This is a genomic window from Oleiphilus sp. HI0079 (assembly GCF_001635105.1).
In genome coordinates, this window is record NZ_LWFT01000133.1 from 1 (window position 1) to 880 (window position 880).

General features: G+C 44.9%; 1 protein-coding gene. It reads left to right on the forward strand.

All coding sequences use genetic code 11. The features are described from left to right. The first annotated feature begins 161 nt into the window (after window positions 1–161). Window positions 162–833 carry a carbonic anhydrase gene (locus tag A3750_RS02010; protein WP_068453708.1) on the forward strand — a complete coding sequence of 224 codons (672 nt, stop codon included), beginning with the start codon at window positions 162–164 and terminating at the stop codon, window positions 831–833. Window positions 834–880 lie beyond the last annotated feature (47 nt).

An 880-nucleotide genomic window follows, 5' to 3' on the forward strand; every position in this document is an offset into this window, starting at 1 on the left:
CATGTGATCATTCCTTCATCATTAATTATGTATCGATACATGTTCTCCACATGCTTTTTAGCTTGAAAGACAAAAAGCATTACTCCGAAGAACAGTACTAGTTTAGACTATATTTCCTGGCCAAGCTTCTGTTTTTATAAACCGTATGGGTAAGCAATAAGATGTCGAAAATCGTTGAAGGTATCGTTCGTTTCAAGAGTGAAGCGCACCTGAAAAAGCGCGAACTCTTCGAGGCGTTGTCGAAAGGACAGGCGCCAGAAGCGCTGTTTATTACATGTTCCGACTCTAGGATTGATCCAAACCTCTTGGTAAATACAGAGCCTGGCGAGCTCTTTATTATTCGAAATGCCGGGAATATCGTACCACCGCATACGAATCAAACTGGTGGTGTGACGGCCTCTATTGAGTACGCGGTTGCCGCACTAAATATTCAACATATTGTGATATGTGGTCATTCGGGCTGCGGAGCTATGCAGGGTGTGATGAACCCTGATAGTGTTCGAGGCTTACCTCATGTCGCTCAGTGGCTATCTTTTTCGCTTGCCGCAAAGCAAATTGTCGATGAAAAGTATGAAGGTTTGTCCGATGCAGAAAAACTAATGCATTTAGTACAAGAGAATGTGCTCATTCAGAAGCAACACATTATGACGCACCCGCATGTTGCAGCGAAGTTTGCGACAGGAAAGCTCGCTATTCATGCCTGGTGCTACGATATCGGTAGTGGTGATGTCCAAGCCTATGATGAGCTTAAGGGTGCATTTGTGCCGGTAGAGGAGCGCTATCAGGATGAGGTCGCTGCAATGCTTGAGGCACAATCTGGTTGTGGGGCTTAGTCCCGATTATAAGTAGGCACTGTCAAGCCTGACAAAATCAAAACAAT